At 72.7% G+C, this 22374-nt stretch carries 17 protein-coding genes and 1 pseudogene; 10 read left to right on the top strand and 8 right to left on the bottom strand.

What is annotated here, in order from left to right; all coding sequences use genetic code 11:
* Positions 1–39 precede the first annotated feature (39 nt).
* Entirely contained in the window at positions 40–1401 is a 1362-nt protein-coding gene (locus tag ACH4DZ_RS41855) for an MFS transporter (protein WP_398294610.1), read from the top strand.
* Positions 1402–1656: 255 nt separating this feature from the next.
* Entirely contained in the window at positions 1657–2031 is a 375-nt protein-coding gene (locus tag ACH4DZ_RS41850) for an RNA polymerase-binding protein RbpA (protein WP_003977404.1), read from the top strand.
* Between the two features lie 284 nt (positions 2032–2315).
* Here the strand turns inward: ACH4DZ_RS41850 and fxsA are convergent, their stop codons facing one another.
* From fxsA to ACH4DZ_RS41830, 4 genes are all read right to left on the bottom strand, one after another.
* On the bottom strand, positions 2316–2912 hold the full coding sequence (gene fxsA, locus ACH4DZ_RS41845; RefSeq protein ID WP_398294608.1) for an FxsA family membrane protein: 597 nt from the start codon (positions 2910–2912) through the stop codon (positions 2316–2318).
* A gap of 83 nt (positions 2913–2995) precedes the next feature.
* Positions 2996–3763 carry a polyprenol monophosphomannose synthase gene (locus ACH4DZ_RS41840; protein ID WP_398294606.1) on the bottom strand — a complete coding sequence of 256 codons (768 nt, stop codon included), beginning with the start codon at positions 3761–3763 and terminating at the stop codon, positions 2996–2998.
* A gap of 535 nt (positions 3764–4298) precedes the next feature.
* Positions 4299–5987, bottom strand: coding sequence for an amidohydrolase (locus ACH4DZ_RS41835; RefSeq protein WP_398294604.1), 1689 nt, complete (start codon positions 5985–5987; stop codon positions 4299–4301).
* 166 nt (positions 5988–6153) lie between these two features.
* Positions 6154–6594, bottom strand: a complete 441-nt coding sequence (locus ACH4DZ_RS41830) for an Lrp/AsnC family transcriptional regulator (protein ID WP_398294602.1) — start codon at positions 6592–6594, stop codon at positions 6154–6156.
* 265 nt (positions 6595–6859) lie between these two features.
* Between ACH4DZ_RS41830 and ACH4DZ_RS41825 the strand changes: the two genes are divergently transcribed.
* Positions 6860–7297 carry a hypothetical protein gene (locus ACH4DZ_RS41825; protein WP_398294600.1) on the top strand — a complete coding sequence of 146 codons (438 nt, stop codon included), beginning with the start codon at positions 6860–6862 and terminating at the stop codon, positions 7295–7297.
* Between the two features lie 233 nt (positions 7298–7530).
* On the opposite strand, the gene ACH4DZ_RS41820 is transcribed toward ACH4DZ_RS41825, so the two are convergent.
* Both ACH4DZ_RS41820 and ACH4DZ_RS41815 read right to left on the bottom strand, forming a co-directional pair.
* Positions 7531–8631: a phosphotransferase family protein gene (locus ACH4DZ_RS41820; protein WP_398294599.1), complete on the bottom strand. Its 1101-nt coding sequence runs from the start codon at positions 8629–8631 to the stop codon at positions 7531–7533.
* A 30-nt stretch (positions 8632–8661) separates the two neighbouring features.
* The gene (locus ACH4DZ_RS41815; RefSeq protein WP_398294597.1) at positions 8662–9786 is read right to left on the bottom strand and encodes a hypothetical protein; all 1125 of its coding nucleotides are present in this window, start codon (positions 9784–9786) and stop codon (positions 8662–8664) included.
* A gap of 398 nt (positions 9787–10184) precedes the next feature.
* Between ACH4DZ_RS41815 and ACH4DZ_RS41810 the strand changes: the two genes are divergently transcribed.
* On the top strand, positions 10185–10415 hold the full coding sequence (locus tag ACH4DZ_RS41810) for a hypothetical protein (protein WP_398294693.1): 231 nt from the start codon (positions 10185–10187) through the stop codon (positions 10413–10415).
* Here the strand turns inward: ACH4DZ_RS41810 and ACH4DZ_RS41805 are convergent.
* The gene (locus tag ACH4DZ_RS41805; protein WP_398294595.1) at positions 10378–11550 is read right to left on the bottom strand and encodes an acyl-CoA dehydrogenase family protein; all 1173 of its coding nucleotides are present in this window, start codon (positions 11548–11550) and stop codon (positions 10378–10380) included. The two genes, ACH4DZ_RS41810 and ACH4DZ_RS41805, sit on opposite strands and share 38 nt — an antisense overlap.
* 330 nt (positions 11551–11880) lie before the next feature.
* Between ACH4DZ_RS41805 and ACH4DZ_RS41800 the strand changes: the two genes are divergently transcribed.
* The 3 genes from ACH4DZ_RS41800 (at position 11881) to ACH4DZ_RS41790 (ending at position 15455) form a co-directional block, all read left to right on the top strand.
* On the top strand, positions 11881–13179 hold the full coding sequence (locus ACH4DZ_RS41800; protein WP_398294593.1) for a glycoside hydrolase family 18 protein: 1299 nt from the start codon (positions 11881–11883) through the stop codon (positions 13177–13179).
* Between the two features lie 90 nt (positions 13180–13269).
* Positions 13270–15018, top strand: coding sequence for an immunity 49 family protein (locus ACH4DZ_RS41795; RefSeq protein WP_397957888.1), 1749 nt, complete (start codon positions 13270–13272; stop codon positions 15016–15018).
* A 26-nt stretch (positions 15019–15044) separates the two neighbouring features.
* Positions 15045–15455 carry a hypothetical protein gene (locus tag ACH4DZ_RS41790; RefSeq protein ID WP_397957887.1) on the top strand — a complete coding sequence of 137 codons (411 nt, stop codon included), beginning with the start codon at positions 15045–15047 and terminating at the stop codon, positions 15453–15455.
* 523 nt (positions 15456–15978) lie between these two features.
* Here the strand turns inward: ACH4DZ_RS41790 and ACH4DZ_RS41785 are convergent.
* Positions 15979–17022, bottom strand: a pseudogene (locus tag ACH4DZ_RS41785) (immunoglobulin-like domain-containing protein); the annotation flags it as partial.
* A 170-nt stretch (positions 17023–17192) separates the two neighbouring features.
* Here ACH4DZ_RS41785 and ACH4DZ_RS41780 point away from each other — a divergent pair.
* The 3 genes from ACH4DZ_RS41780 to ACH4DZ_RS41770 all read left to right on the top strand — a co-directional run bounded on the left by ACH4DZ_RS41780 (position 17193) and on the right by ACH4DZ_RS41770 (position 22069).
* A complete protein-coding gene (locus ACH4DZ_RS41780; RefSeq protein ID WP_397957886.1) occupies positions 17193–17852 on the top strand; it encodes a beta-glucanase in 660 nt (219 codons plus the stop codon).
* A gap of 140 nt (positions 17853–17992) precedes the next feature.
* On the top strand, positions 17993–18190 hold the full coding sequence (locus tag ACH4DZ_RS41775; RefSeq protein ID WP_397957884.1) for a hypothetical protein: 198 nt from the start codon (positions 17993–17995) through the stop codon (positions 18188–18190).
* 504 nt (positions 18191–18694) lie between these two features.
* The gene (locus ACH4DZ_RS41770) at positions 18695–22069 is read left to right on the top strand and encodes a pyruvate carboxylase (RefSeq protein WP_397957882.1); all 3375 of its coding nucleotides are present in this window, start codon (positions 18695–18697) and stop codon (positions 22067–22069) included.
* The last annotated feature ends 305 nt before the right edge of the window (positions 22070–22374 follow it).

Raw genomic sequence — 22374 nt, 5'->3', positions numbered from 1 at the left:
GTCCGCGCACAGGGACACGACGGGGAAGCGAGGGCACGGGTGGGCACCGACACCGTGCGGGAACGGGCGGCCGACGGGGCCGCCGAACGGCGCCGCGAGCAACGCGGCTGGTACTTCTACGACTGGGCCTGCTCCGTCTATTCGACGAGCGTGCTCACCGTGTTCCTCGGCCCCTATCTGACGTCGGTCGCCAAGGCGGCCTCGGACGCCGACGGATTCGTGCACCCGCTGGGGATACCCCTGCGCGCGGGCTCGTTCTTCGCCTACAGCGTGTCCGCGTCCGTGATCCTGTCGATCTTCGTGATGCCGCTGGCGGGCGCGGCGGCCGACCGGACGGGCCGCAAGAAGCCGCTCCTCGCGCTCTCGGCGTACCTGGGCGCCGCGGCCACGGCCGGCATGTTCTTCCTGGACGGCGACCGCTATCTGCTGGGCGGTCTCCTGCTCATCGTGGCCAACGCCTCGCTGGCCGTCTCGATGGTGCTCTACAACTCGTATCTGCCGCAGATCGCCCCGCCCGAGGAGCGCGACGCCGTCTCGTCGAGGGGCTGGGCGTTCGGCTACGCGGCGGGCTCGCTGGTCCTGGTGGCGAACCTGGTGCTCTACACCGCCCATGACACCTTCGGGGTCTCGGAGGCGATGGCGGTCCGTATCTGCCTGGCCTCGGCGGGCATCTGGTGGGGCGCCTTCACCCTCGTACCGCTCAAGCGCCTGCGCGACCGCCGCACACCGCACCCGGCCGAGGATGCGCCGGGCAGGCCCGCACACGGCTGGCGCCAGCTGGCGGCGACCGTGCGCGACATGCGCCGTCAGCCGCTCACACTCGCCTTCCTCCTCGCGTATCTCGTCTACAACGACGGCATCCAGACGGTCATCTCACAGGCCTCCGTGTACGGGTCCGAGGAGCTGCGCCTCGACCAGTCGACGCTGATCGTCGCCGTGCTGCTGGTCCAGCTGCTCGCGGTGGCCGGGGCCCTCGGGATGGGCCGACTGGCCCGGACGTACGGCGCCAAACGGATCATTCTCGGGTCCCTGGTCGCCTGGACCCTCACGCTGGCCGCCGGATATTTCCTGCCCGCGAAAGCGCCCGGCTGGTTCTTCGTCCTCGCCGCGGGCATCGGCCTGGTCCTCGGCGGCAGCCAGGCGCTCTCCCGGTCCCTGTTCTCGCATCTGGTGCCGCCCGGCAAGGAGGCCGAGTACTTCTCGGCGTACGAGATGAGCGACCGCGGCATGAGCTGGCTGGGGCCGCTCCTGTTCGGCGTGACCTACCAGCTGACGGGCAGCTACCGGGACGCGATCATCTCGCTCGTGGCCTTCTTCGTCCTGGGATTCGTGCTGCTCGCGAGGGTTCCGGTGCGCCGGGCGGTGCGCGACGCGGGCAACCCCGTTCCGGCGAGGATTTAGCGCTCAGCGCCAAAGGGCGGTAGTGTACGCGTTTGGCCTGCCAGGCGTACCGTTACTGCGCGTCAAAGATGCCGCAACACCGGGTGACATCTGCTGTCAGATGTGACATACCGGGCGCAGGTGGGTACAACAACGGGCGGCTACGACGGCGACGCATGTCCCGGAGCGGGAATCTTTACCGCCGACCGGACGTTGACCGGATGACGACGACAGCGACACCTGTCCTGTGGGCGACAAGCCCGGGAGGCACGATTCATGAGTGAGCGAGCTCTTCGCGGCACGCGCCTCGTGGTGACTAGCTACGAGACGGACCGCGGCATCGACCTGGCCCCCCGCCAGGCCGTGGAGTACGCATGCGAGAAGGGCCATCGATTCGAGATGCCCTTCTCGGTGGAGGCGGAGATCCCGCCGGAGTGGGAGTGCAAGGTCTGCGGGGCCCAGGCACTCCTGGTGGACGGCGACGGCCCTGAAGAGAAGAAGGCCAAGCCCGCGCGTACGCATTGGGACATGCTGATGGAACGGCGTACGCGAGAGGAGCTCGAAGAGGTCCTCGAAGAGCGCCTGGCCGTGCTTCGATCCGGAGCCATGAACATTGCGGTCCACCCTCGGGACAGCCGCAAGTCCGCGTAACCCCTCCGGGGGTTGAGCGGCATACAGCGCACGCACGCGACCGCGGGCACCGTACTTCTGGGTACGGTTCCTGCGGTTCTGTGCGTTTGCGTGGGGCTCGGGTTCCGGGGACGACGTGCGGACCCGCTGTGGCGGAGGTCGCGCAGTTCCCCGCGCCCCCAACGGGAACGGGGGGTGTCTCAGCCCCTCCGGCGTTTGAGGAGCGGGGGTTCGGGGGCGGAGCCCCTGAGTACGTGACGGGAACGGGTAGGGGCGGCGGGGGCGGAAAAGGCCCCGCCGACGCCTCAGCCGGTCAGCGGGGGCCGCGAACCCTGGTTGCCCTCACGGTCACGCGGAGCGTCCTCGCGGATCACCTCACCCTGCACCACCTTCCCGTCGGGCCGGTGGATACGAGCCTGCTGGAACGCGCTCCCGAACGACCCCGAAGCCTCCCGCACCTTCCGCTCGAACGTCCGCTCCGCATACCGCCCGAGCGCCTTCTGCACAGGCGGCACCAGCAGAAGCAGCCCGAGCGCGTCGGAGATCAGCCCGGGCAGCATCAGCAGCAGCCCGCCGAGCATCATCAGGCCGTTGCCCTCGGAATTGGCCCTGCCCTCCGGCAGCGCCCCGCTCTGCTGCTGTTGCAGCGTCTCACTCAGCGCGCGAAAGGCCCGGCGGCCGGCCCGCTTGATGACCACGGCCCCGAGGACGAACCCGCCGACCAGCAGCAGGAGCACGGCGAAGCCGCTCGCCGCGCCCGCGACCACCGTCAGCAGCCAGACCTCCAGCACCAGCCACGCGGCCACGCCCAGGGGCAGGAACCTCAGCAGCCGTGAGCGCCGGGGCCGGCCAGAGGGGGAGCCGGAGGCGGAGGAGGGCGGGATCGGTGCGCCAGTCGTCATGCCTCCAGTGTGCCTGGCCAGGGCTCAGTACGGCATAAAGCGTAAAGAGGCGATCAGCCCAGCCTGTGCGACCGGAAGGCGGCTCAGGGCTTCTTCCGCCCCAGCACGCGCCCCGCCCGCTCCCCCACGCCCCACGTGGTGACCCGCCACAGCGCCTCCACCAGGATGTCGCGGCTCATCTTGGAGTCGCCCAGTTCCCGCTCGACGAAGGTGATCGGCACCTCGACGACGTGACAGCCGGCCCGGACGGCCCGACGGGCCAGGTCGACCTGGAAGCAGTAACCCTGCGAGGAGACCTCCCCGAGGCCGAGCCGCTCCAGGGTCTCCCGACGGAAGGCCCGGTAGCCGCCGGTGACGTCACGGATCGGCACGTCGAGCAGGACACGCGAGTACAGGCTTCCGCCGCGCGAGAGGAACTCCCGGGACTTGGGCCAGTTCACCACCCGGCCGCCCGGCACCCAGCGGGACCCGAGTACCAGGTCGGCCCCCTTGAGCGCGGTCAGCAGCCGGGGCAGCTCCTCCGGCTGGTGGGAGCCGTCGGCGTCCATCTCGACCAGGACGCCGTACCCGTGTTCGAGCCCCCAGCCGAAACCGGCGAGGTAGGCGGCGCCGAGGCCCTCCTTGCCCTTGCGGTGCAGCACGTGGACGTGGTCGTCCTCGACGGTCAGTTCGTCGGCGAGCTTGCCGGTGCCGTCGGGGCTGTTGTCGTCGGCGATCAGGACGTGCGCCGCGGGTACGGCCGCCCGCACCCGGCCGACGATCCTCTTGATGTTCTCCGCCTCGTTGAAGGTCGGGATGATCACCAAGGTCGTGCCGAGCGGACCGAACCGTCGCTCAACGCCGTCGTTCACAGCTTCCCCTTAAAACTTCCGTGCGAGAGGGGCACCACCATAGCGAGCGCCGCTCTTCCCGCAGGTAAGGCGCCGACTTGAAAAGTCGCACAACGGGGTCGTACGAGGGAAAAAGGGTCGCACGACGGAGGGGAACTGCGGATCGGGGCCCGGCGCCCTTCGGGCCGACCTGGGACCCGCTGGCTGCGGGTCGACCGAAAGCCGTTGTCTACTGAGCGGCCGGGCCCCACCCGGGTCACACCATCCGGCCGGAACGTTCCCTCGCCCCGTGGCGCGGACGCTGGGCCTGGCTCCCAGTGGTGGTGCGCCGGTGCGGCACACCACCCCTGACCCAACTGCGCTGCGGCGACTGCGCGGAAGTTCACCGGCCGGACGTCCGGTGGTGGACCCGGCCGAACCTACCGGCCACCTGCCGCTCACTGTCAACAGTCGTTCCACCTGCGGGTTTTCCAAGAAATGCCTGGTCAGCGCCGAGGATGCGCAGGTCGCGCGACCGCCCGTCGGACCATGATCCCCACCGCGCCACCCCGGGACATCACTCGTCCGGCCGTACGAATACGGTTCGACCGCCGACCACGGTGCGCAGGCAGACGGGCAGGTCCGCACCGGGTGACAGGTCGGGCAGTCCCGGGGTGCCGGAGCGGGGGTCGGTCGACCAGCGGGCCACCCGGTCGTCCGGGGCCTGGACCACGAGTTCCTCGGTGCGCCACACCGCGTAGTCCGCGGGCGCGCCCGGCACCAGGGACCCCGCGTCGTCCCGTCCGACCGCCCGCCAGCCGCCCCGCGTGTGCGCCGTGAAGGCGGCGCGGACGGACACCCGGTGTTCGGGCGTTCGATGGAAGGCGGCGGCCCGGACCGTGCCCCAGGGGTCGAGCGGGGTGACGGGGCTGTCGGAGCCGAAGGCGAGCGGTACGCCGGCGCGCAGCAGGGCGGCGTAGGGATTGAGCGTGCGGGCGCGCTCGGCACCCAGGCGCTCGGCGTACATGCCCTCCTCGCCGCCCCACAGCGCGTCGAAGGCCGGCTGGACGGAGGCGGTGAGGCCGAGGTCGGCGAAACCGGCGATCGACTCGGGCGTGAGCATCTCGGCGTGCTCGACGCGGTGCCGGGCGGCGCGTACGCGGGCCGCACCGACCTTCTCGGCGGCTGCGCGCATGCCGTCGACCACGGAGGCCACGGCGGCGTCCCCGATGGCGTGGAAGCCCGCCTGGAGCCCCGCCTCGGTGCACGCCACCACATGGGCGGCGACGGCGTCGGTGTCCAGGTAGGCGGTGCCCGTGTGGTCCGCGTCGGTGTACGGCCGGTGCAGACAGGCCGTGTGCGAACCGAGGGCGCCGTCCACGAAGAGGTCGCCCGCTGCGCCGGCTGCTCCGAGGGCGCGGGCCTTGGCGACGTCCTGCTCGGCCCAGTAGCCGACGACGCGGGGGCCCGCCTCCTCGGCGGCGAGCCGCAGCAGTCCGGTGAAGTCGTCCTCGGAGGAGATCTCGGGGCCGGCGCACTCGTGCACGGAGCCGATGCCGAGCGAGGCGGCGTGCCGCAGGGCGACCCGCTGGGCCTCCGTACGCTGCCGCGGGGTCACGGCCGCGAACGCGGCGGCGCGTACGGCGTGGTGGGCGTCGCGGGTGAGGGGCTCGCCGTCCTGGAAACCGGCCGCCCCGCGTACGCCCGGCGCCATGTCCAGCAGGGCCGTGGTGGCCACGGCGGAGTGGACGTCGATCCGGCTGAGGTAGAGCGGACGGCCGCCGGTGGCCTCGTCGAGTTCGTCGCGCCGCGGGGGCCGGCGTCCGGGCCAGCGGGAGGCGTCCCAGCCGTGGCCGAGGAGCACCCGGTCGTCGGGGCGGGAGGCCGCGAAGTCCCGTACGCGGGCCAGGGCGTCGTCGAGGGTGCGGGTGTCGGAGAGGTCGAGGCCGGTGAGGGCGAGGCCGGTGGCCGTGGTGTGCACGTGCGCGTCGGTGAACGCCGGGGTGACGAGCGCCCCTTCGAGGTCGACCACCTCGTCCACGCCGTCCGAGAAGGCGTCGGCGGCGCCCTCCGAACCGACCCAGGCGACCTGTCCGCGCTCCACGACCATCGCGGTGGCGAACGGGTCGGCGGGGCTGTGGACCTCACCGCCACGCAGCAGCACGGTCCGCGCCGCGCTGGATCGGTCGTCCCGACCGGACGGTGTCGTACGAGGAGTCCCCGCGGGGGTGCGATCCGGCCCGGGGTCGGTGGTGCTGTCACTCATGGGAACAGTCTCACCCCTCGAAGGGACGCCCCGCCGCGCGGGTCCCGGCAGCGCCCTCTCCAGGGGCGCGGGGAACGGCGCGAACGGCGCCCACCGGCCCGCGGGCGAACCGCACGCGCCCGGCCGGCAGGCCCACGCGCCCGGCGTAGGCCCCGCCGTCAGATCTTCAGATCTTCGGCGGTCGCGCCTCGTACGGCGTCGAGAGGACCACCGTCGTCCGCGTGGACACCCCCGCCAGCGAACGCACCCGCGCAAGGAGCTCCTCCAGCTCGTGCGGAGTCGCGACGCGGACCTTCAGGATGTAGTTCTCGTCACCGGCGACACTGTGGCAGGCCTCGATCTCCGGTACCCCCGCCAGCCGTTCGGCGATGTCGTCCGGCGCACTGGGGTCGAACGGTTTCACCGAGATGAACGCCGTCAGCGGCAGCCCCACCGACTCGGGGTCGACGACCGCGGCATAGCCGCGGATGACGCCACGCTGCTCCAGCCTGCGCACCCGCTGGTGCACGGCAGACGTGGACAGGCCCGTGGCCTTGCCCAGGTCGGTGTAGCTCATCCGCCCGTCTTCGACGAGCAGCTGCACGATGTGGCGGTCCAGCTCCTCCATGGCGGAGAACCTACAGTGCGCTTGATCCCCCCGGATACTCGGCGGCGCAGGTCATCCCCGCCCCGCGGCGCGGTCGGGCCGGCCCGGCGGTACGCGTGGGGCACAAACCAGCCGGGTCGGGCACCTGCGGTCAGCATGTGACGAACACCACATGACACAGCCCGCTTCCGTGATGTTCTCGTGATTACCGCGGAGACAGGGCGGGAAGTGCTTGCTGTGGCCGAGGTCGCAGCACCTTGTCGGCCCATCCGAGGGGGAGTAACCCATGCAGAGTCTCAAGCGTCTTGGACGTACCGCGCCCAAGCGGCAGCAGTCGGTCTTCGAACCCGAGCCGGAGGGCGTCGAACCGGACGCCCTGGACGGCGAGGAGCTCGACGCGTACGACACCTTCGAGATGTACCGGGTGATCTGCCCGGACTGCGTGCAGCCCATCGCGCTGCTGGCGGACGAGGAGAGCCTGCCGGAGCACGCGCTCTGCGCGTCGCCGTGGAACCCCTTCGGGCTCACGGTCTGCGCCGGTACGGGCCGTGCGGCGGCCGACGCCCGGCCCGCCGACGAGACGAAGGAGATCCAGGAGCAGGAGACCGCCCTGCTGTTGACGCTCCCACAGGGACTCGACTGGCGGACCCAGCCCTTCTCGCACGTCGGAGGCCCCGGCTCGCGGCCCAGGCAGGTGCCGGTGATGCGGCGCGAGGCGGCCTAGGGCCTGTCTGGCAATTCCCGTCGTCGCCCGGAGGGCGGCCTCGCGGCGTCAGGCGCGTGCTCTCGGCGTGCCGGGCGCAGGGCCTCGTACTGGACGTACTTGGCTCTGTGTCCGGTGCGGCGAGAGTGCGTGCATGGCGTCGCGAGGCAGGCGGGAATTGCCAGACAGGCCCTAGGACCCGGCAGGCCGAGCACGGACCGGACCCCGCCGAAGCGCCGCAGGGGCCTCGATCCCTAATCCCTGTAATCGCCCTGCACCATGGCTCGCAGGCTGTCGTGGTGCAGGATCAGCGTGTCCGGATCCGCCGGGACGTCCATCTCACCGAAGTGCACCCGCCGGTAGGCGACACGCAGCATGACGACGGCGTGCCGCAGAGCGGCGTACAGGATGTGGAAGTCCATGTCCCGTGGTGTGTGGCCGGTGAGTTCGGCATAGCGCGCCTCGACCCGGCCCCTGCGCAGGAAGCCGGGCAGTCCGTGCTGCCCGAAGCCCTCCGTGAGGTCCTGGAAGAAGCGGTGCAGGTAGATCATCCAGCCCAGGTCGACCTCGCGCGGACCCAGTGCCGCCATCTCCCAGTCGAGGACGGCGGCGGGCTCGAAGCCGTCGTAGACGACGTTCCCGATGCGTGCGTCGCCCCAGCTGAGCACCGTCTCGCCCTCGTCGCGCGGCCAGAGCGCGTCGAGCCGGTCGAAGGCGTCCTCGATGAGCGGCGAGCGTGACAGTCCGTCAACCACCCATGCGTGATAAGCGCGTTGGGCTTCGACATGACACCGCAGGGGGCTCCCCGCTCCGGGCGTCGCGAGGAAACCGGCCTCCTGCACCGGGACCTGGTCGTGCAGCCGCGCGAGGAGGCCCACCGACGCCGTCTCCAGCCGTTCTCGTTCGGCCGCGCTCGCGGCGTGCAGCCAATTGCCCTCGTAGGTATAGGGCATGACGTCGGGCGGTACGCGCCCCTCGACACGCTCCATGACGAAGAAGGGCGCCCCGAGCGGCCCCGGGTCCTCCTCCAGCCACAGCACGCGCGGCACAGGGACGTCCGTGCGGTCCGCGACCAGCCGCATGGTGCGGTACTGCCGCGGCAGGTCGTAGACGGGGAAGACGGTGTACGCCGCCGGGTCCGCCGCGAGGCGCAACGCGCAGGCACGGACCGGGGGTTCGGGGTGCTCGATGTCGAAGAGCAGGGTCTCGCTCGACAGTCCGTTGGACGTGGGGACGCTGACGTCGACCGCCTCGGCGCCGGGCAGCCGGACGGCGAGCCACGCGGTCAGCCGCCGAGCGATCTCCTCCGGGTCACGGGTGGTCGTACGAGGACGGGGACGAGGTGCCTCAGCCATGCCGCCACTCCTTCGCGACCTGCACGCTTCTCACGGGGCGACCGAGTCGAACCCGGTGAACCCGCTCGGGTCGTGCCGCCCGAACGAGCCGTGCTCGAAGATCCCGTACCCGGTGCGCCCGTCGAGGGTGAAGCGGGCCGCGTGGTCGGTCACCCCGTACGCGGCGAGCCCGACAGCCGCAGGATCCGAGAGGTCGTACGCGCGGCGGTCGGTCCAGCCCCTGCCCTGCCAGGTGCCGTGCTGCCAGTCCTCGGCGGGCGGATAGCCCGCGCCGACGGCGAGCGGGGAGGAGGCCAGGATCTCGACGCCCAGTTCGAGCGACTTGCGGGGGTCGCCGAGGTGGACGGTCGCGCTCTGCGGGTGGCGGGTGCCGCTCCGGTAGGCGATCTCCGTCCGGGGCCAGCCGAGTTGGCGGTCGCGCCGTCCGGCCCGTACGAGTGTCGCGTCGTTCAGGGTCCGGTAGCCGTCGGCGTCCTCCTGGGTGACGACCATCAGGAAACGGTCCTCGAAGCGGACGGGGCACCAGAGCCAGTGGAAGCCTTCGGTCCGGTGTTCCTCGGCCAGCCGGCCGCCCTCCTCGCCGGGCAGCGGACGTGTGCCCCAGCTGCGGTCGCGGGTGCCGGTCCAGCCGTCGCCGGACAGCCGTGTCTCCTCCCCCGCGATCCGGATCCAGCCGTCGCACCGGCCCGCCTGGACGAAGCGCCTGCCCTCCAACGTGAGCCGGGCACCGCGGCGTTGCAGGTGATGCGGTTCCCACAGGGCGGGGAAGTCCGCGGACCAGTTGATCTCGTACGACAGTCCGTCCGGGTCGGCGGGGTCGGCCGCGCAGCTCAGGACGAAGTCCTTCAGGGGGCGCTCGACGTGGATCCGGAGCGGCCCGACGGACAGGCGCATCCGCTCGTCGTCGTCGAGGGCGTCCGAGGCGCGCACGGCGTGCAGGGTGTCCCCGACGCGCAGGGTCGCGTACGCGTCGATGACGCCCACGTTCGGATACACCCCGAGCCCCAGGACGAGCAGCGCCCTGCCCCGATGGTCGAGGACATGGAAGATGCACCGGTCGTAGGCGTTCCGGTCCCCCGTCGCCACGTGCTTCATCGAGAGGGGAACCTGGTGCACGGGGTACTCGTCGAGGGCTACGGGACGGTCGTCGGGCATCGGCTGCCTCCCGGGGCGCGCGGCGCGGGAGAGTTGACGGTACGTCAGATGAGCGTGCGGGGCCAGAGTCCGGCAGCCCCGCGCGACCCCGGAACCCCCGCGAACGCACAGGCGAATTCGCCAGTCGGTGACCTGCCCGCCCCGAAGCACGTTGGCCCGGTATGACCCCTTCGTACGCAGAGACATACGCAGAGACGGGCCGTCGTCGCGGGTTTCTCCCCCCGGCGGAATCGGTTTCCCAGGGGACTCAAGGGACGCAGGGAACGCAGGTAACGCACAGGACTCAAGGGAACCCTGGTACTCACGGGACTCACGGGGCTCACGGGGCTGTGGGAAGCCTGGGGACACAGCAGCCCCAGGAGCACCTGGCGTCCCAGGAGACACAGTGGACGCGAGTACTGCAGGCACCCCAGGAGCCACAGGGGTATCAGGGACCACAGGGATCGCAAGGCCCCCATCAGTCCGCGGACCCGCCCATCTATCGTGCCATGATGCGCGCCTGGTCCGACCGCGGCCGGACCCTGCCCGGTCGCCATGATCCGGAGTGGGCCCGGCTGGTGGCCCCCGCGGCGATGTACGCGTACGGACGGTTCAGCGCGACTCGGGACCCGCGAGGTGACGGGCGATGACCATCCGCTGGATCTGATTGGTGCCCTCGACGATCTGCAGCACCTTGGCCTCGCGCATGTACCGCTCGACGGGGAAGTCCGCGGTGTAGCCGTATCCGCCGAGTACCTGGACGGCGTCGATGGTGACCTGCATCGCGGTGTCGGTGCAGAACAGCTTCGCCATGGCCGCCTGCCGGGCGAAGGGCCGTCCCGCGTCCCGCAGCCGGGCCGCGGTGAGGTACAGCGAACGGCCCGCCTCGATGCGCGTCGCCATGTCCGCCAGCATGAAGCGCAGGCCCTGGAAGTCCGCGATCGGCCGGCCGAACTGCTCGCGCCCCGTCGCGTAGGCGACCGCCTCGTCCAGCGCGGCCTGGGCGACTCCCACGGCACATGCCGCGATGCCGAGCCGCCCGGAGTCCAGTGCGGACAGGGCGATCGCGAAGCCCTGCCCCTCCTCGCCGATACGCCCGCTGTCCGGGACCCGCACCCCGTCGAAGTGCACCTGGGCGGTGGGTGAGCCCTTCATGCCCATCTTCTTCTCGGGCACCGCGGCGCTCAGGCCCTCGGCGTCACCGGGCACCAGGAACGCCGTGATGCCCCGCGGCCCCTCGGCGCCGGTCCGCGCGAGCACGGTGCAGAAGTCGGCGACCCCGCCGTGCGTGATCCAGGCCTTGGTCCCGGTGAGCACCCAGTCGCCACCGTCCCGCACGGCCTTCGTACGCAGGGACGCCGCGTCCGAGCCCGATGCCGGCTCGGAGAGGCAGTAGGCGCCCAGGAGGCCGCCGCCGAGCATGTCCGGGAGGTGCTCGACCTGCTGCTCCTTGGTGCCGTAGTTGGCGAGGGCGTGACAGGCGAGCGAGTGCACGCTGACGCCGAGGCCCACGGTGAGGCGGGCGGCGGCCAGCTCTTCCAGAACCTGGAGGTAGACCTCGTACGGCTGGTCACCGCCGCCGTACTCGGAGTCGTACGGAAGGCCGAGCAGTCCCGATTCCGAGAGCAGGGTGAAGATCTCCCGGGGGAAGCGGCCGGCGTCCTCCTCCTCGGCCGCCTTCGGGGCGATCTCGCGCTGCGCGATGTCGCGGACGAGCGAGATCAGATCCCGGGCCTCGTCGGTGGGCAGTTGACGGTCCACCGGCTGCGGGGCGCGGTCGGGCATGGCGACGATCCTCCCTGTCGGGCACATCGGCGGGCGCACACCTGGGTGGGGCTGCGCCGCCGGGTCTCACTGAGCACCGACGATGCTCGCGTCTCCGGGTCGCGGAAGCGGCTGATCAGCGGCTGTGCGCTGTGAGTATGCCCGATCGGAGGCATGGAGTCACCAGTTAACGACCGCTTACTCAGGAGAGTGGAGAATTCCTGTAGGAATTCCCGCGGGGAATTGGTCCGAACCATTGACCAACTGGTCTAGTCCTCCTACTGTTTCGCCAACGCTTCACCGCGTTCATGCCGATCGGCGCATGTTCCCCTCTCCCCCACGAGGAGTCCGATGCTCAGCTCACTCCGCCCTCGCGTCCGCTTCCGGGCGCTCCTGTCCGCCGCGTGTTGCGCCGCCCTCGGCGCGGGGCTGCTCGCCGGCGCGGGCGCGGCCAGCGCGGCCGGTACGACGGCCACCACGCCCACAACCGCTACGGCCGCTACGACCGGGAAGGCCGCCACCCCCACAGCGGTCTCGGCCGCGGCGGCCGGCTCCAAGGTCGTCGGCTACTTCACCGAATGGGGCACCTACGACCGGAAGTACCTGGTCAAGAATGTGGAGACGTCCGGCTCCGCGGCCAAACTGACGCACATCAACTACGCCTTCGGCAACGTCACCGGCGGCAAGTGCGCGATGGGCGACTCCTACGCGGCCACCGAGCGGACCCACACCGCGGCCGAGTCGGTCGACGGGGTCGCGGACACCTGGGACCAGCCCCTGCGAGGGAACTTCAACCAGCTGCGCGAGCTGAAGAAGAAGCACCCGAACCTCAAGGTCCTGTGGTCCTTCGGCGGCTGGACCTGGTCCGGCGGCTTCACGGAGGCGGCCAAGAACCCGGCGGCCTTCGCCCAGTCCTGCTACGACCTGGTCGAGAACTCGAAATGGGCCGATGTCTTCGACGGCATCGACATCGACTGGGAGTACCCCAACAGCTGCGGCCTCAGCTGTGACACCAGCGGGCGGGCCGCGTACAAGAACCTGATGTCGGCCGTCCGCGCCAAGTTCGGCGGCTCGGCGCTGGTCACCTCGGCGATCCCGGCCGATGCCACCGCCGGCGGCAAGCTCGACGCGGCGGACTACGCGGGCGCGGCCCAGTACGTCGACTGGTACAACCCGATGACGTACGACTTCTTCGGCGCCTGGGACGCGACCGGCCCCACGGCTCCGCACTCCGCGCTGAACTCCTACTCGGGGATCCCGAAGGCGGAGTTCCACACCTCCGCGACCATCGCCAAGCTCAAGGGCATGGGCATACCGGCCTCGAAGCTGCTGCTCGGCATCGGCTTCTACGGCCGTGGCTGGACCGGAGTCACCCAGGCGGCGCCCGGCGGCTCGGCCACCGGGCCGGCGGCGGGTACGTACGAGCAGGGCATCGACGACTACAAGGTGCTCAAGACCAAGTGCCCGGCCACCGGCACCGTGGGCGGCACCGCGTACGCCAAGTGCGGTAGCGACTGGTGGAGTTACGACACCCCGTCGACCATCGCCGGGAAGATGGGCTACAAGAACGCGCAGGGCCTGGGCGGCACGTTCTTCTGGGAGCTGAGCGGCGACACGGCGAACGGCGAACTGATCAAGGCGATCAACTAGCGTCGTCGGTACGGCGGTCGGGGGGGGGGCCCGGCCCCCCCCCCCCCCCCCCCCCCCCCCCCCCCCCCCCCCCCTCCGTACAGTGATCACGTGACGCGACACGACGCACCCGACACCTCCTTGCCCTCCCTCACCGTCGCCCAGGCGGACCGCCTGCGGACCCTGACGGCCGACCACTTCGCGGCCCGGCACGGCATACGCCCGGCGGTCACGGCGGACGCCGTCGAGCACGACGGCCACCGGTACCCGCTCGCCAACCTCGCCCGCTGGTGCCGGGACGCGCCGGAGGAGACCTGGCCGGACCTCGTCGGGCAGCACTTCACCCGCCTGGAGTCCGCCTCCCGCGGCGACGAGGACGCGGAGCGACTGCTGCGCGGCACCCGGCTGCGTCTGCTGCCGCACGACGCCTTCCCGGCCGACGCCGCGGACCGGTTCCGGTACGTCCGCCCGGTGGCCGAGGACCTCGTCGTCGCCCTCGCGCTGGACGCGCCCGAGACCGTGCGCGTCCTCGGCGACAGCGACGTGGCCCGGGCCGGCCTCGACGCGCTGTGGGCCGCCGGGCGCGCGAACCTGCTCGCCGAGCCGGTCGAGCACACCCGGGTCCCCGCCCCGTCGGGAGCGCTGCTGCACTCCGTGCACGGCGACTCCCCCTTCGTCTCGAGCAAGGCGCTGGTCCTGCCGGAGCTGGTCCGGGAGGTCACCGGACGGGACCTGCCGGAGGCGGGCGCCCTCGTCGCCGTGCCGACCCGGCATCTGCTGGCCTTCCACCCGATCGTCGACGGCACGGTCGTGGACGCCGTCAACGACCTCCAGGCCTACGCCTTCGGCGCCTACCAGGACGGCCCCGGCGCGCTCACCCCGCGGCTGTACTGGTGGCACGGGGGCCGGCTGGTGTGCGTCACGGCCTTCGACCGCGACAGCCGCGTCCTGTCCGTGGTGCCGCCGCCGGAGCTGCTGGAGCTGATGAGGACCCTGCACGGCGCCGGCCGGCCGGCGTCCGCCGAGCCCGGCGTACGCACCGCGCCCGACGTGCCCGACGTCGACGGGCTCGCCCGGACCGTCGCCGAGGCGACCGAGCGGCTCACCGAGGACCCGTCCGCCTTCCCGTTCGCTCTCGAGACCGCCCTGGCCCACGCGCTGGCCCGCTGTGCCGACGACGCCGACGCGGCGGAGCTCGGGACCTGGGAGGCCTGGGTCACGGCGATGCAGATCGGCAGCGCCCTGTTCGCCACCACCCTGGTCCGCGAGGGGACGGTGGACTGCCGGATCGGCGACCGGGTCCTCGCGCTGCCCGCCACCGGCCCGGCCCCGCACGCGACCGCCCGCGCCTGGCTCGACGCCTTCTGCCTCGCCCTCGTCTGCCGCGAGGCCGCCCGGCTGAGGACCCTCGCCATGGTTCCGACGGCGGACCTGCGCCGGGCCGGTCCGGACGAGGACGACTACCTCTTCCACTGGATCGACACCCTCCAGGGCTACTTCGGGGACGTCCCCGTCGACGACGTGGTGCCCCGGCTCGTCGCCACCATGGAGACCTCCCACCCCCAGGTGGCCACCCGCACCCCGGCCGACTTCCTGAACCTCGTCGACTACCAGCCCGTCGCCGTCTTCCACCGCGTCCTCACCGGACAGCAGGACCTCTTCCCCGGGGTGCTCGCCGAGGCGCTCGCCCACCACGCCCGCTACTACGACGGATCCTCCGACCCGCGCCGCCACGTCGCGCTGGGCCCCCTCGCGATGGCCTGCCTCGCCCACGAGAGGGGCTTCCCCGTCGACACCGCCTCGCCGCACCTGCCGAAGCACCTCGTCCTGGGCTCCTGGCGCGGGGAGTTCGACACCTGACGGCGGACTTCTGGAAGGATCGGCGCATGACGTTCCCTCCCCGTACCGACGGCTCCCGGGGCGCGCCCCGGCCGGGCCGGGCGGCCCTGTCCGTGAGGTCGGCCGGTTCCTCCCTGTCCGCCGGCTCCGTCGGCAGCTTCCTGTCCGTCGGGTCCGTGGGCAGTTTCCTGTCCGTCGGGTCGGTCGGCAGTTTCCTGTCCGTCGGGTCCGTGGGCAGCGCGCTGTCCGTCGGGTCGGTCGGCAGCGTGCTGTCGGTGGTCTCGGTCGGCTCCGCCGGGTCCGTCGCCTCCGTCGGGTCCTCGCTGAGCGTGGGATCCGTCGGGTCGGCCCGCCCGCTCCCGCGGGGACGCTCCCGCGGCCGTGCCCTCGCCGCCGCCGTCGGCGTCGCGGCGGTCGGCCTGGCCCTGGTGTACGGGCGCCGCCGAGTCACCCGCTGAGCACACGACGGCCCGGTGGGCGCGCCCACCGGGCCGTGGCGTGCCGACGGCCGCGTCCGGCCGTCTCTCAGCGGCCCACGGAGACCACCCCGGCCACCTTCGCCCCGATGCCGTTGTCGTACACGACGCCCCCCGTGGACTTCTTCCAGATCCGGATCCGGAAGGCGTCCGGGGCGTCCGTGGCGGTGACGCGGAAGGCGTAGCCGTTCACGCCGTCGACCGTGCCGGAGCCCTGGAGGACGCCTTCGGAGCCCGTGACGACCAGCCGGTCGGCGGCCGTCGAGCGGAACTTCAGGCGGGCCGGGCCGAAGGCGAGGGTGACGTGGCCGGTCGGCACGGTCACGCTGCCGGCGTTCTCCAGCAGCCCGTTGGGGATCTGCACGTACGGGGAGGCGGCGGAGTCGCCCGACATGCTGAACGAGCCCCCGTGCACGCCGGTGCCGAAGCCGGGCGTGCGGACGTACGTGCCGTGGTGGCCGTGGCCGCCGGAGTCACGGGCGACGCTGCCGCCGGTCCCGTCGAAGGACCTGCCGCCGGTGCGCTGGGCGGCGTCCCAGTCGCCGTTGCCGTAGATCCTCAGGTCGGTGGCTGTCTGGTAGGACTTGTCGCCCTCCGGGGAGCGGATGACGAACGGGTCGCGCAGGCCCTTCTCGCCGAGCGACGAGGTCAGGACGGGCCTGCCGTCGTTCAGCTCGCGCCACTTCAGCGGGTCGTCGCCCTTGCTGAGCGCGAAGTGGAGCTGCTCGCCGTCGGCGGTCCCCTCGCCGGTGAAGCAGCTGAACAGGCAGCCCTTCAGGGCGGCGGGCGCGGGGAGTTCGGGGACCTTCGCGGTGAACACGCGGGTCGCCGTCGCGTCGCCCTTGGTGACGGTCGCGGTCAGTTCGACCGTGGTGGCGCCGGCGCCGTGCGCGGGCCGGTGGACCACTCCGTCCGCGGCGACCGCGTCCGGCCGCGCGGAGGCCCGGGTGACGGCGGTGCCGCGGGCGCCGGCCGACGGGAGGGTGAGGTTGCCGCGCACGTCGTCGAGGCCGTGCACGGTCAGCGCGTCGGCGGCCCGCCGGGCGGCGGTGGCGTCGGCGAAGGCCGCGAGGACCGTGACGTCGAAGGACTTGGTGGCCGTCACGGTGCCCTTCGTCAGGGTCGCCGTGAGCGTGGCGCGGCCGTCGGGCGCGCCGGCCGCGGGGCGGGTCACCTTGCCGCTGTCCGTCACCACGGACGGGGTGTCGCTGGCCCAGGTGATCGCGGAGCCGCCCGCCGTGCCGGTCCTCGGCAGGTCCAGGTCGGCGGTCACGGCGCTCGTGTCGCCGAGGCCGAGCGCGGCCCCGTCGTCGGCGACGCCCCGGGTGGCGACGGGGAGCGCGAGCTGCTCCACCTCGGCGGCCGCCAGGGCCCGGTCGTGGACGCGGAAGTCGCGCATCCGGCCCTTGAACAGCTTGTCGCCGGAGTGGACGGACCTGCCGAGGTGGTCGGCGGTGGTGGTGCCGGAGCCGATGGCGCCCGGGGTGATGGTGACGGACGTGTTGCGGGCGACCCCGACGCCGTCCTCGTACAGCACACCGGTGGGGCCGGGGGTCCTCCGCGGCCGGCGTCCCGTGACGACGCGCCCCGCACACCCGTGCCCTCCCGTCCCCCGGCCGGGCGGTTTGCCGCCCCCCGTGCCCGCGGTCCTCGCATGACGCCGGCCGGAACGGGGATGCCTCGCGCGACGCACCGCGTCCCAGGACGAGGAGGACGCCCGTGACCGACCCCTGCTTCAGAGCCGACTTCGCTTCGCCCCGGCAGTGGATCGCCGGCCGCTCGTGGGCCTATCCCGACGGCGGGCCGGTGAATCCCGGCGACAACAAACTCGACCACCTGGTGTCCGATCCCGCCTACTCCCGAAGCGGCACCTTCCGGGCCACCCGCCGCGCCGACGGACTGTGGGACAGCGGACTGCTGACCACCGAGGGCAGCGAGGAGGGCTTCACCGTCCGGGCGGGCGACCGGCTCGACGCCCGGGTCCGGCTGCCCGTCGAGACGGGGGCCTGGCCGGCGATCTGGACCTGGCGGGACGGCGACCAGGAGATCGACGTGTTCGAGTACCACCCCGACAACCCCGACCTGCTGGAACTCTCCAACCACGTACGGCGCGCCCACCGGTACCACCGCGACGAGGCCGTCCGCCCCGGCGGCTGGATCGACCTGAGCGTGCGGTTCGGCGCCGACGACGTCGTGTGGGCCCTGAACGGCCGTACCGTCTTCGCCGACCACCGGGGCGTGGGGCGGGGCTGGCACGCCTACCTCATCGTCAACCTGTCCGTATGCGCCGGCCGCTACCATCCGGCGCCCGCTCCGGACGTCACGGAGATGTCCTTCGAGGTGTCCTCCCTCACCGTGCACCGCGACGCGCGAAGCTGAACGACCCTCCCACGGCCGACGCGCCGGGGCCACCCGGGCTGCGCCGTCCGGGAGCGGGATCCTTCGAACGGCCCAGCCCGACGGGACGCGCGGCGCCGCACGCGGTCTGCTGGAGGCATGCCCGGCAGAAGGGAAGAGCCGTGTACGAGATGAAGGTGGGCCTGGCGTCGGGCGGCGGTGAGCTGGTGTGGCACGTGGTGTCCCGGCACCACCACGACAGCAGTCTGTGCGGAACCGAACTCTCGGTCGTCCGAGCGTCGTCCGCGCACGACACCGACCGCCACTGCGCCTCATGCATGGTCCGGCTCCAGGAACTGATGGACGCCGCTCGCGACTGACGACAGCCGTCCCCGGCACACCGTCCACGGTGCGGACTCCGGCCGTCGACGGCGGCCGGTCGCGAGGCCGTTCCCCCGGACCGGACCCCGCGACCCGGCGCGACCCGGAAGGGAGGCCCTGACCGTCGGCCGGCATCACCCGGGTCACCCGACCCCTGGTGCCGGCCTCCACCCACCCGGCCCGGTGCCGGCCTCCGCCCACCCGGTGCGGCCGTCCTCGTCGCCGGGGTGGACGGCCCTGTCCGCAGGGGGGCGCTCGGCGTCCGCTCCGCCTCGGCGAGCAGCGCGGGCGCCCGGTCCCGGACGGAACCGTCCGCGACCACCGGCAGCCAGGAGCCGGGCAGCCGGCCCGTGCGCCTCCCCTCGCCGTGGTCCGGGCGGCTTCCGGGGCTCCCCGCCCTCGCACGGGCGGCGGAGGAGCGGTGAGTGGCCTGACTCACATGGCACTCCGTGCCCGGCACGGACACCATGGTCCCGTCACCGGGCAGGCTGAAGGGATCCAGGATGTTCCGCAAGGTGCTGGTCGCCAACCGTGGTGAGATCGCGATCCGGGCGTTCCGCGCCGGCTACGAGCTGGGTGCGCGCACCGTCGCCGTCTTCCCCCACGAGGACCGCAACTCGCTGCACCGGCTGAAGGCCGACGAGGCCTACGAGATCGGTGAACCGGGCCACCCGGTGCGCGCCTACCTCTCCGTCGAGGAGATCGTGGCCGCGGCGCGCCGGGCGGGCGCGGACGCGGTGTACCCGGGGTACGGATTCCTCTCCGAGAACCCCGAACTGGCCCGCGCCTGCGAGGAGGCGGGCATCACCTTCGTCGGGCCGGACGCCCGCACCCTCGAGCTGACCGGCAACAAGGCCCGCGCGGTCGCCGCGGCGCGCGCCGCCGGCGTACCCGTGCTCGGCTCCTCCGCGCCCTCCAACGACGTGGACGAACTGGTGCGGGCCGCCGAGGAGATCGGCTTCCCGGTCTTCGTCAAGGCGGTCGCCGGCGGCGGCGGGCGCGGCATGCGCCGGGTGGAGGACCCCGCCCAGTTGCGCGAGTCCATCGAGGCGGCCTCCCGCGAGGCCGCGTCCGCGTTCGGCGACCCGACCGTCTTCCTGGAGAAGGCCGTCGTGGACCCGCGCCACATCGAGGTGCAGATCCTCGCCGACGGCGAGGGCGGTGTCATCCACCTCTTCGAGCGCGACTGCTCGCTCCAGCGCCGCCACCAGAAGGTCATCGAACTGGCGCCCGCGCCCGACCTCGACCCCGGACTGCGGGAGCGGATCTGCGGCGACGCGGTGCGCTTCGCCCGCGAGATCGGCTACCGCAACGCGGGCACCGTCGAGTTCCTCCTCGACCGCGACGGCAACCACGTCTTCATCGAGATGAACCCGCGCATCCAGGTCGAGCACACGGTCACCGAGGAGGTCACCGACGTCGACCTGGTCCAGGCCCAGCTGCGCATCGCCTCCGGCGAGACGCTGGCCGACCTCGGCCTGTCCCAGGACACCGTCACCCTGCGCGGCGCGGCCCTGCAGTGCCGCATCACCACCGAGGACCCCGCCAACGGGTTCCGCCCCGACACCGGCCGCATCAGCGCCTACCGCTCGCCGGGCGGCTCCGGCATCCGCCTCGACGGCGGCACCACCCACGCCGGTACGGAGATCAGCGCCCACTTCGACTCCATGCTGGTCAAGCTCACCTGCCGGGGCCGCGACTTCCAGGCCGCGATCGGCCGCGCCCGGCGCGCCGTGGCCGAGTTCCGCATCCGCGGCGTGGCCACCAACATCCCGTTCCTCCAGGCCGTCCTCGACGACCCGGACTTCCAGGCCGGACGGGTCACGACCTCGTTCATCGAGCAGCGGCCGCACCTGCTGACCGCCCGTCACTCCGCCGACCGCGGCACCAAGCTGCTCACCTACCTCGCCGACGTCACGGTCAACAAGCCGCACGGCGAGCGGCCCGACCTGGTCGACCCGGTCACCAAGCTGCCCCCGACGCCGGACGGCGAGCCGCCCGCCGGTTCCCGGCAGCGCCTGATCCACCTCGGGCCCGAGGGCTTCGCCCGCCGGCTGCGCGAGTCGCCCACCATCGGCGTCACCGACACCACCTTCCGCGACGCCCACCAGTCGCTGCTCGCCACCCGGGTCCGCACCAAGGACCTCCTCGCCTCGGCCCCGCTGGTGGCCCGCACCCTGCCCGAACTGCTCTCCCTGGAGTGCTGGGGCGGCGCCACCTACGACGTCGCCCTGCGCTTCCTCGCCGAGGACCCGTGGGAGCGGCTGGCCGCCCTGCGCGAGGTCGTCCCCAACATCTGCCTCCAGATGCTGCTGCGCGGCCGCAACACCGTCGGCTACACCCCGTACCCCACCGAGGTGACCGACGCCTTCGTGCAGGAGGCCGCCGCCACCGGCATCGACATCTTCCGCATCTTCGACGCGCTCAACGACGTCGACCAGATGCGCCCCGCCATCGACGCCGTGCGCGGGACGGGCACGGCGGTCGCCGAGGTCGCCCTCTGCTACACCTCCGACCTGTCCGACCCGAACGAGCGCCTCTACACCCTCGACTACTACCTGCGGCTCGCCGAGCGGATCGTCGAGGCCGGCGCGCACGTCCTGGCCGTCAAGGACATGGCGGGACTGCTGCGCGCCCCGGCCGCCGCCACCCTCGTCTCCGCGCTGCGCCGCGAGTTCGACCTGCCGGTGCACCTGCACACCCACGACACGGCGGGCGGCCAGCTGGCCACCTACCTCGCCGCGATCCAGGCCGGCGCGGACGCCGTCGACGGAGCCGTGGCCTCCATGGCCGGGACCACCTCGCAGCCGTCGCTGTCGGCGCTCGTCGCCGCCACCGACCACTCCGCCCGCCCCACCGGCCTCGACCTCCAGGCCGTCGGCGACCTCGAACCGTACTGGGAGGGCGTCCGCCGGATCTACGCCCCGTTCGAGGCGGGCCTCGCCTCGCCCACCGGCCGCGTCTACCACCACGAGATCCCCGGCGGCCAGCTGTCCAACCTGCGCACCCAGGCCGTCGCGCTCGGCCTCGGCGACCGCTTCGAGGAGATCGAGGCGATGTACGCCGCCGCCGACCGCATCCTCGGCCGGCTGGTCAAGGTCACCCCGTCCTCCAAGGTGGTCGGAGACCTCGCCCTGCACCTGGTCGGCGCCGGGGTGCGCCCCGAGGACTTCGAAGGGGCCCCGGACCGGTACGACATCCCCGACTCGGTCATCGGCTTCCTGCGCGGCGAACTCGGCACCCCGCCCGGCGGCTGGCCCGAGCCGTTCCGCACCAAGGCCCTCCAGGGCCGCGCCGAGCCCAAGCCCGTGACGGAGCTGACCGCCGAGGACCGCGAAGGCCTGGAGAAGACCCGCCGCACCACCCTCAACCGGCTGCTCTTCCCCGCGCCGACCCGCGAGTTCGAGACCCACCGCCAGGCCTTCGGCGACACCAGCGTCCTGGACAGCAAGGACTTCTTCTACGGGCTGCGCCCGGGCAAGGAGTACGCCGTCGACCTCGAGCCGGGCGTGCGGCTGCTGATCGAGCTCCAGGCGATCGGCGAGGCCGACGAACGCGGCATGCGCACCGTGATGTCCACCCTGAACGGCCAGCTGCGGCCCATCCAGGTCCGCGACAGGGCGGCCGCCACCGACGTCCCGGTGACCGAGAAGGCCGACCGGTCCGACCCGCGCCACGTCGCCGCGCCGTTCGCGGGCGTGGTGACGCTGGCGGTCGCCGAGGGCGACGAGGTGGAGGCCGGTGCCACCGTCGCCACCATCGAGGCGATGAAGATGGAGGCCACCATCACCGCCCCGAAGGGCGGCCGGGTGAACCGACTGGCCATCAACCGGATCCAGCAGGTGGAGGGCGGCGACCTCCTGGCCGAGATCGGCTAGCCGCCTCCCGCCCGACGGCGGCCGCGGACCGGTTCCCCGGTCGGCGACCACGAACCGGCCGCCGTCGGTCGCCGGCCGCGGACTGGTTCCTGTCGGTCGTCGGCCGCGGACCGGTTCCCGTCCGCCGTCGGCCGCGGACCGGTTCCCGTCGGTCGCCGGCCGCGCCCTGGGTTCCGTGGCGGACCGGTACAGCCCGCGCACCCGCGGCCGGTCGGCCTCGGTGGCACAGGACCGCACCCGTACGCCCTCCGGCAGGGCGGGCGCCGTGTCCGCGGCGGGGTCCACGGGCCGGCGCGGCACGTGGT

Origin of the sequence: Streptomyces sp. NPDC017991, from assembly GCF_044328075.1 — a bacterium.
Lineage (GTDB): Bacteria > Actinomycetota > Actinomycetes > Streptomycetales > Streptomycetaceae > Streptomyces.
The sequence above is the reverse complement of the archived record's forward strand: the minus strand, read 5'-3'. Positions and strand labels throughout refer to the sequence as shown.

What these genes read in the sequence shown, in the direction of transcription:
- ACH4DZ_RS41850 (WP_003977404.1), top strand. Translation starts at nt 1,657, where the DNA reads ATGAGTGAGCGAGCTCTTCGCGGCACGCGCCTCGTGGTGACTAGCTAC.
- fxsA (WP_398294608.1), bottom strand. Translation starts at nt 2,912, where the DNA reads ATGACGACTGGCGCACCGATCCCGCCCTCCTCCGCCTCCGGCTCCCCC.
- ACH4DZ_RS41835 (WP_398294604.1), bottom strand. Translation starts at nt 5,987, where the DNA reads ATGAGTGACAGCACCACCGACCCCGGGCCGGATCGCACCCCCGCGGGG.
- ACH4DZ_RS41830 (WP_398294602.1), bottom strand. Translation starts at nt 6,594, where the DNA reads ATGGAGGAGCTGGACCGCCACATCGTGCAGCTGCTCGTCGAAGACGGG.
- ACH4DZ_RS41825 (WP_398294600.1), top strand. Translation starts at nt 6,860, where the DNA reads ATGCAGAGTCTCAAGCGTCTTGGACGTACCGCGCCCAAGCGGCAGCAG.
- ACH4DZ_RS41820 (WP_398294599.1), bottom strand. Translation starts at nt 8,631, where the DNA reads ATGGCTGAGGCACCTCGTCCCCGTCCTCGTACGACCACCCGTGACCCG.
- ACH4DZ_RS41815 (WP_398294597.1), bottom strand. Translation starts at nt 9,786, where the DNA reads ATGCCCGACGACCGTCCCGTAGCCCTCGACGAGTACCCCGTGCACCAG.
- ACH4DZ_RS41805 (WP_398294595.1), bottom strand. Translation starts at nt 11,550, where the DNA reads ATGCCCGACCGCGCCCCGCAGCCGGTGGACCGTCAACTGCCCACCGAC.
- ACH4DZ_RS41800 (WP_398294593.1), top strand. Translation starts at nt 11,881, where the DNA reads ATGCTCAGCTCACTCCGCCCTCGCGTCCGCTTCCGGGCGCTCCTGTCC.
- ACH4DZ_RS41790 (WP_397957887.1), top strand. Translation starts at nt 15,045, where the DNA reads ATGACGTTCCCTCCCCGTACCGACGGCTCCCGGGGCGCGCCCCGGCCG.
- ACH4DZ_RS41770 (WP_397957882.1), top strand. Translation starts at nt 18,695, where the DNA reads ATGTTCCGCAAGGTGCTGGTCGCCAACCGTGGTGAGATCGCGATCCGG.